Source organism: Streptomyces sp. 8N616, assembly GCF_052246385.1.
Taxonomy (GTDB): Bacteria; Actinomycetota; Actinomycetes; order Streptomycetales; family Streptomycetaceae; genus Streptomyces.
The window spans coordinates 363,901-370,612 of record NZ_JBQQBY010000001.1 but is presented as its reverse complement, the minus strand read 5'-3'; the positions used below and the strand labels follow the sequence as shown (position 1 = coordinate 370,612).

8 protein-coding genes are annotated in these 6,712 nt (G+C 68.6%); 3 read left to right on the top strand and 5 right to left on the bottom strand.

Annotated features, from left to right (window positions below):
- Nucleotides 1-474 precede the first annotated feature (474 nt).
- Nucleotides 475-1,116: a DNA-3-methyladenine glycosylase gene (locus ACTWQC_RS01645; protein ID WP_443313633.1), complete on the bottom strand. Its 642-nt coding sequence runs from the start codon at nt 1,114-1,116 to the stop codon at nt 475-477.
- A gap of 158 nt (nt 1,117-1,274) precedes the next feature.
- On the opposite strand from ACTWQC_RS01645, the gene ACTWQC_RS01640 reads away from it, so the two are divergent.
- The 3 genes from ACTWQC_RS01640 (at nt 1,275) to ACTWQC_RS01630 (ending at nt 3,416) form a co-directional block, all read left to right on the top strand.
- The gene (locus ACTWQC_RS01640; protein ID WP_443313632.1) at nt 1,275-2,057 is read left to right on the top strand and encodes a sporulation protein; all 783 of its coding nucleotides are present in this window, start codon (nt 1,275-1,277) and stop codon (nt 2,055-2,057) included.
- A 75-nt stretch (nt 2,058-2,132) separates the two neighbouring features.
- Nucleotides 2,133-2,663: a YbhB/YbcL family Raf kinase inhibitor-like protein gene (locus ACTWQC_RS01635; RefSeq protein WP_443313631.1), complete on the top strand. Its 531-nt coding sequence runs from the start codon at nt 2,133-2,135 to the stop codon at nt 2,661-2,663.
- Nucleotides 2,664-2,897: 234 nt separating this feature from the next.
- Nucleotides 2,898-3,416, top strand: coding sequence for an HNH endonuclease (locus ACTWQC_RS01630; RefSeq protein WP_443313630.1), 519 nt, complete (start codon nt 2,898-2,900; stop codon nt 3,414-3,416).
- Nucleotides 3,417-3,472: 56 nt separating this feature from the next.
- Here ACTWQC_RS01630 and ACTWQC_RS01625 read toward each other — a convergent pair whose 3' ends face one another.
- The 4 genes from ACTWQC_RS01625 to ACTWQC_RS01610 all read right to left on the bottom strand — a co-directional run bounded on the left by ACTWQC_RS01625 (nt 3,473) and on the right by ACTWQC_RS01610 (nt 6,689).
- Nucleotides 3,473-4,240 carry a sulfite exporter TauE/SafE family protein gene (locus tag ACTWQC_RS01625; RefSeq protein WP_443313629.1) on the bottom strand — a complete coding sequence of 256 codons (768 nt, stop codon included), beginning with the start codon at nt 4,238-4,240 and terminating at the stop codon, nt 3,473-3,475.
- A gap of 70 nt (nt 4,241-4,310) precedes the next feature.
- Nucleotides 4,311-5,267, bottom strand: a complete 957-nt coding sequence (locus tag ACTWQC_RS01620) for an SPFH domain-containing protein (protein ID WP_443313628.1) — start codon at nt 5,265-5,267, stop codon at nt 4,311-4,313.
- A 112-nt stretch (nt 5,268-5,379) separates the two neighbouring features.
- Nucleotides 5,380-5,802 (bottom strand): NfeD family protein, encoded by a 423-nt coding sequence (locus tag ACTWQC_RS01615; RefSeq protein WP_443313627.1) that lies wholly within the window; start codon nt 5,800-5,802, stop codon nt 5,380-5,382.
- Between the two features lie 95 nt (nt 5,803-5,897).
- Nucleotides 5,898-6,689: an ABC transporter ATP-binding protein gene (locus ACTWQC_RS01610; RefSeq protein WP_443313626.1), complete on the bottom strand. Its 792-nt coding sequence runs from the start codon at nt 6,687-6,689 to the stop codon at nt 5,898-5,900.
- Nucleotides 6,690-6,712 lie beyond the last annotated feature (23 nt).

Sequence of the window (6,712 nt, the reverse complement as noted above, 5' to 3'; positions counted from 1 at the left end):
CAAACTCTCCGTGAATGCTTCCCCGATATCGGGGCCAACACCACGAGAGCGGAACCACCAGAGGAATAACCCAGTGGTTCACAGCGTCCTCGCTGTGTATTTCTTCAAAGGAACCTCGCCCCAGACCATCACGGCCCGGAGACGGGGTATCAACATATCTGGCGTTGACTTTTGGCACGCTGTTGAGTTCTCAAGGAACGGACGCTTCCTTCGAAACCACAGTACTTCGGTTAACCGCAGTACCGGTTTCTCCGGGCGCTTCCCTTCGTGTTCACCACCCTAGCGGATTTCCCCGGCGACTCATAATCGAGCTCTTTCGGACCGAATTTCGGCATGCCGAAATCGTTCCCGATTAGGGAGTTCCTCGTAGTGATGGCTACGCCGCTTGCGGGGATTGGCGTCCGGCCTTTCGGCCGTCGCGGCTCTGCCCGTGTCAAGCGGCTCGGGCTACGTTATGCGGTTCCGGACTGAGAGTCAAGTTGCCTTCTGGCGACGGCGACGAGGCGTATGAGCCCGATACGGGCTCACAGTTGGGTCGCCGTCGATCCAGAAGCGCCAGGGGTGGACGGCGCCGTCGCCGCTCACGCCCGTGCGCGGGCCGTTGCGGATGCGGCCTGCGACCGCGGGCTCACCCTCGAGGACCGTCAGAAGGGCCTCCGGACCTGCGCAGATGTCGGATCCGTTGAGCGAGCGGTCGATGTCGAGGGCCGTTGCGAGCCGCGCGGGGCCCTTCGCCAGTTCGTTCTCCTTGCGCGCCGTCGGGCGCCGCTTCTGTGCCAGTTCGAGGCCTGTCCTGATTTCACCTGCCCGGAGCAGCACGGCACTCGCGTTGTCCACGGGTCCGCAGACCAGGTTCAGCGAGAACCACATGCCGTAGATGAAGTAGACGTACGCGTGTCCTGGAGGGCCGAACATCGAGGCGTTGCGCGCGGTGCGGCCCCGGTACGCATGGGAGCCGGGGTCGGTCGGGCCGTCGTATGCCTCGACCTCCGTCAGCCGCAGTTCGATCGGACCGTCGGGGGTGGTACGGACGAGGGTGCGGCCGAGGAGGTCCGGGGCCACCTCAAGGACGGGCCGGTCGAAGAAGTCGCGGGTGAGCGGCGTACGGTGCGGCATGCGCTCCGAGCGTAGTGCACGGGGTAAGGGCCGGCGGCTGGCCACGGGGGCCGTCCTCTTGCCACGGTGGAGGCACGGAACCGCCCGGGGCTGTGGGGCGTATCTACAGGTCAAGAGCGATCAAGGCGAGACACGGGCTCGCCCGGGGAGGAAGAACCATGGGCTTCAAGAAGCTGCTCGCAAGCTTGGGTGCCGGCGGTGCGTCCGTCGAGACGGTGCTGACCGAGGCGAACGTCGTGCCGGGTGGCGTCGTGCAGGGTGAGGTGCGGATCCAGGGCGGGTCGGTCCCCCAGCGGATCGAGGGGCTGTCCGTAGGCCTCCAGGCGCGGGTCGAGGTCGAGGGGGGTGACCAGGAGGTCAAGCAGGACGTCGCGTTCACCAAGAAGCGGCTGGGCGGCGCCTTTGAGGTGCAGCCGGGCGCGGTGCACGCGGTGCAGTTCGGTCTCGAGATCCCGTGGGAGACGCCGGTCACGATGTTCCTCGGGCGTCATCTGACGGGGATGAACGTCGGTGTGACGACGGAGCTGGAGATCGCGCGGGCCGTGGACTCGGGCGACCTGGACCCCGTCAATGTGCACCCGCTGCCGGCGCAGCAGGCCATTCTGGACGCCTTCGGCGCGCTGGGCTTCGGCTTCAAGAGCGCTGACCTGGAGCGGGGGCACATCCGCGGGACGCGGCAGCGGCTGCCCTTCTACCAGGAGATCGAGTTCTTCGCTCCGCAGCAGTACCGGGGTCTGAACCAGGTCGAGCTGACCTTCGTCGCGGATGACCGGGAGATGGACGTCATCCTGGAGATGGACAAGAAGCCCGGCCTGTTCACCGAGGGCAGCGACTCGTACCGGGCGTTCACCGTCAACCTCCAGTCCTTCCAGGAGACCGACTGGGCCGCCTACCTCAACCAGTGGCTCGCCGAAGTGGGCGGGCGCCGCAACTGGTTCTAGGTTCCAGGTTCTAGGCTCGGAGCGGCAGAGATCCAAAGCGATCCATCCCGGACCACCCGATCAGGAGGTTTCGACGTGACCGAGCTCAAGAGGCCGCCGCTTCCGCATGACTTCCACCCTGCGGTGCCGTCGTTCACCGTGGTGAGCGATGACGTGGCGCCGGGGGCGACGCTGGGCGATGCCCAGGTGCTCGCGGCGGGGAACACCTCCCCCCACCTCCGGTGGGAGGGGTTCCCTGCGGAGACCAAGAGCTTCGCGGTGACGTGCTTCGACCCGGACGCGCCGACCGGGAGCGGCTTCTGGCACTGGGTGCTCTTCGACATCCCGGCGACGGTCACGGAACTGCCCGCGGGCGCCGGGAGCGGCAAGTTCGAGGGGCTGCCCGAGGGGGCCGTGCACGTACGGAACGACTACGGGACGCGGGACTTCGGCGGGGCCGCTCCGCCGCCCGGGGAACTGCACCGGTACGTGTTCACGGTGTACGCCGTGGACTCGGAGAAGCTCGGCCCCGACGCGGACGCGTCACCGGCGGTCGTCGGCTTCAATCTGCGGTTCCACACGATCGCGCGGGCGCAGCTGATCGGCGAGTACGCCGCCGCCGACTGACGTCCCGGCGTCCTTTGCGGAGCCGGAACACCGGGAACTGAAACCCGTCTGCCTTGCCACACATTGCGTGGCGGGGCAGGCGGGTTTTCACGTCTTCACTCCCGCGCCCCCTCGCGTACAGGAAATTGCGTTGTTCAGACCGGTGGGCGCCGACAGAGTTGATCCCGGCCCGCCACGGGGTGGGAGGCCCCGCCGCGGAGCGGCGGATCAACGACTGCCGGGAAGTGGGCCGGGATGCGCGAGACGCTGGTGCTCAACGCGAGCTTCGAGCCGCTGTCGACGGTGTCGCTGCGGCGTGCTGTGGTGCTGGTCATGCAGGACAAGGCGGTCGTCGAGCAGGCCCACCCCGGGCTGCGTATCCGTGCGGCGGCAGTGGATGTTCCGGTGCCGCAGGTGATCAGGCTCTGCCGGTACGTACGGGTGCCGTTCCGAAGACAGGCGCCGTGGTCGCGGCGCGGTGTGCTGGTACGGGACCGGCACCGGTGCGCGTACTGCGGGCGCCGGGCGACGACCGTGGACCACCTGGTGCCGCGTTCGCACGGTGGTCGGGACACGTGGCTGAATACGGTCGCTGCCTGCGCTGAGGACAATCACCGCAAGGCGGACCGTACTCCGGAGCAGGCGGGGATGCGGCTGCTGCGCAAGCCGTTCGAGCCGACGCCCGCTGATGCGCTGGTGCTGGCGCTCGGTGGGTCGGGCCGGGAGGCGCTGCCGGAGTGGCTGGCGCGGCCGGGTGACCGCGTTCCGGCCTGAGACGCCTCAGAGGGCGTGCTCGTGGCCGGTCTGCTGACGGGTCGTCCATCTGTTGCTCAGGTGAGGAGCAGATGGACGATCGCGGCGAGGCCGACCGCGACGATGACGGCGCGCAGCGCGGTGGGCGGGAGGCGTCGGCCGACGGTGGCGCCGAGCACGCCGCCGAGTGCGGAGCCCCCTGCGATGAGCAGGACGGCGATCCAGTCGAAGTCGGCGACGAAGAGGAAGAAGAGGGCCGCGACGCCGTTGACGAGGGCGGCGAGGACGTTCTTGACGGCGTTGGTCCGCTGGAGGTCCTCGTCGAGCAGCAGGCCCATCAGAGAGAGATAGAGGATTCCCTGAGCCGCGCCGAAGTAGCCGCCGTACGCGCTGGCGAGGAGCAGTCCGCCCAGGAGTACGGGGCCGCCGTCGTGCCGGGCTCCGGTGCCGTTGCGCTCGCGATGGCGCTGGACGGCCCGGGACAGCCAGGGCTGGAGGGCCACCAGCACCACGGCCAGGCCGACGAGGACCGGCACGATGCTGTCGAAGGCCTCGGAGGGCAGGGCGATCAGCAGGGCCGCCCCGGCGAGTCCGCCGATGAGAGCGGTGCTGCCGAAGCGCAGGAGGCGGCGGCGCTGGCCGGCGAGTTCACGGCGGTAGCCGATGGCGCCGCTGATCGAGCCGGGGACCAGACCGAGGCTGTTGGAGACGTTCGCGGTGATGGGCGGCAGCCCCACGGCCAGCAGCACCGGGAAGGTGATCAAGGTGCCGGAGCCGACGATGGTGTTGATGGTGCCGGCTCCGATGCCCGCCGCGAAGACGGCCAATGCCTCCCACGTGCCCACGCTGCCCCTTCCGGTGATCTGTGCCTACAGCACCGATCATGCCGGACGCGGCCGGGCGCCGGTCGGTCCGTCAGTCGAGCGGGGGCTGCTCGCGGCGCGGGGCGGGGGGCTTGGGGGCCGCCGAGCCCGGTACGGAGCCGCCGCCACCGGCCATCGGGCCGAAGTTGCCGATCGCGCCGCTGAGCCCCTTGAGCGCGTCGCCGATCTCGCTGGGCACGATCCAGAGCTTGTTGGCGTCGCCTTCCGCGATCTTCGGGAGCATCTGCAGGTACTGGTAGGACAGCAGCTTCTGGTCCGGGTCTCCGGCGTGGATGGACTCGAAGACCGTACGGATCGCCTGGGCCTCGCCCTCGGCGCGCAGGGCGGCCGCCCTGGCCTCACCCTCGGCCCGGAGGATCGCCGACTGCTTCTCGCCTTCCGCGGTGAGGATCTGCGACTGCCGGATGCCTTCCGCGGTGAGGATCGCGGCGCGCTTGTCCCGGTCGGCGCGCATCTGCTTCTCCATCGAGTCCTGGATGGAGGTGGGGGGCTCGATGGCCTTGAGCTCGACGCGGTTGACGCGGATGCCCCACTTGCCGGTGGCCTCGTCGAGGACTCCGCGGAGGGCTGCGTTGATCTCCTCGCGCGAGGTGAGGGTCCGCTCGAGGTCCATGCCGCCGATGATGTTGCGCAGGGTCGTGACCGTGAGCTGCTCGATCGCCTGGATGTAGCTGGCGACTTCGTAGGTGGCGGCCCGGGCGTCGGTCACCTGGTAATAGATGACGGTGTCGATGTTGACGACCAGGTTGTCCTGGGTGATGACGGGTTGTGGCGGGAACGGGACGACCTGCTCGCGGAGGTCGATGCGGTTGCGGATCGAGTCGATGAACGGGACGACGATGTTGAGGCCCGCGTTGAGGGTACGGGTGTAGCGGCCGAAGCGCTCCACGATGGCGGCGCTGGCCTGGGGGATGACCTGCACCGTCTTCATGAGTGCGATGAAGACGAGCACCACCAGGATGATCAGGACGATGATGATCGGTTCCATGGATGCTCCCCGTTACCCCTTCGGTTGCTTGATGATCGAGTCTGGCAGAGCGCGGCCCGTCTCGGGGCGGAATCCAGCCACCTGACGAGCCGTCATGCACGGCTGACGGCCATCACATCACGACGGCTGTCGCCCCGTCGATGTCGACCACATCGACCTGCTGGCCCACCTCGCACACCTGGTCCGCGTCGAGCGTGCGCGCCGACCAGACCTCCCCGGCGAGCTTGATCCGGCCCCCGCCGCCGTCGACCCGCTCGAGCACGACGGCCTGACGCCCTTTCAACGCATCGATGCCGCTGGCCAGTTGCGGCCGCTGGCTGCGGTGCCGGGCCGCGACCGGGCGTACGACGGCGATCAGTGCAACGGATACGCCGGCGAACACGAGCACTTGCGTGACCGTCCCGGCGCCCAGCGCGGCGGTCACGGCGCCCGCCACGGCTCCGACCGCGAACATCCCGAATTCAGGCATCGCGGTGAGTACGAGAGGTATGCCAAGCCCGACGGCAGCGATCAGCCACCACACCCATGGATCCACGCGCTCATGGTAGGCGTGATGCCCTCATCGCCGACAGTGGCCGACAGGACAGAGTCGATCAGGGCAGTTGCCCAGTCAGGGTTGATCAGGGTCGGTCAGGACAACGGCAGGCCCTGGGCGGTCCAGCGGTCGCCGTTGCGCTCGACGACCAGCGGCAGCCCGAAGCACAGTGACAAATTGCGGGAGTTGAGCGTCGACTCCACGGGTCCGGCCGCGAGCACCTTGCCCTGACGGATCATCAGGACGTGGGTGAAGCCCGGCGCGATCTCCTCGACGTGGTGAGTCACCATGATCATGGAGGGCGCGTACGGGTCGCGGGCGAGCCGCCCCAGGCGCCGTACGAGATCCTCCCGGCCGCCGAGGTCGAGCCCGGCCGCCGGCTCGTCCAGCAGCAGCAGCTCCGGGTCGGTCATCATCGCGCGGGCGATCAGGGTGCGCTTGCGCTCGCCCTCGGAGAGGGTGCCGAACTTGCGGTCCAGGTAATCGTTCATGCCGAGCCGGTCGAGGAAGGCGCGGGCGCGCTCCTCGTCCACGGCCTCGTAGTTCTCGTGCCAGTGCGCGGTCATGCCGTACGCGGCGGTGAGCACGGTCTCCAGGACGGTCTGGCTCTTGGGGAGCTTGTCGGCCATGGCGATGCCCGCCATGCCGATGCGGGGGCGGAGCTCGAAGACGTCGACGCTGCCGAGCTTCTCGCCGAGGATCTGGGCGGTGCCCGAGGTGGGGAAGAGATAGCTGGAGGCGATGTTGAGCAGCGTGGTCTTGCCGGCGCCGTTGGGGCCGAGGATCACCCAGCGCTCGCCCTCGGCGACCGACCAGGAAACCTGGTCCACCAGAGCCCGGCCCTCGCGGACCACGGATACGTCCACCAGCTCCAGTACATCGCTCATGAGCGCGTTGTCTCCCATGCAAT

What these genes read in the sequence shown, in the direction of transcription:
- ACTWQC_RS01610 (WP_443313626.1), bottom strand. Translation starts at nt 6,689, where the DNA reads ATGAGCGATGTACTGGAGCTGGTGGACGTATCCGTGGTCCGCGAGGGC.
- ACTWQC_RS01630 (WP_443313630.1), top strand. Translation starts at nt 2,898, where the DNA reads ATGCGCGAGACGCTGGTGCTCAACGCGAGCTTCGAGCCGCTGTCGACG.
- ACTWQC_RS01620 (WP_443313628.1), bottom strand. Translation starts at nt 5,267, where the DNA reads ATGGAACCGATCATCATCGTCCTGATCATCCTGGTGGTGCTCGTCTTC.
- ACTWQC_RS01645 (WP_443313633.1), bottom strand. Translation starts at nt 1,116, where the DNA reads ATGCCGCACCGTACGCCGCTCACCCGCGACTTCTTCGACCGGCCCGTC.
- ACTWQC_RS01640 (WP_443313632.1), top strand. Translation starts at nt 1,275, where the DNA reads ATGGGCTTCAAGAAGCTGCTCGCAAGCTTGGGTGCCGGCGGTGCGTCC.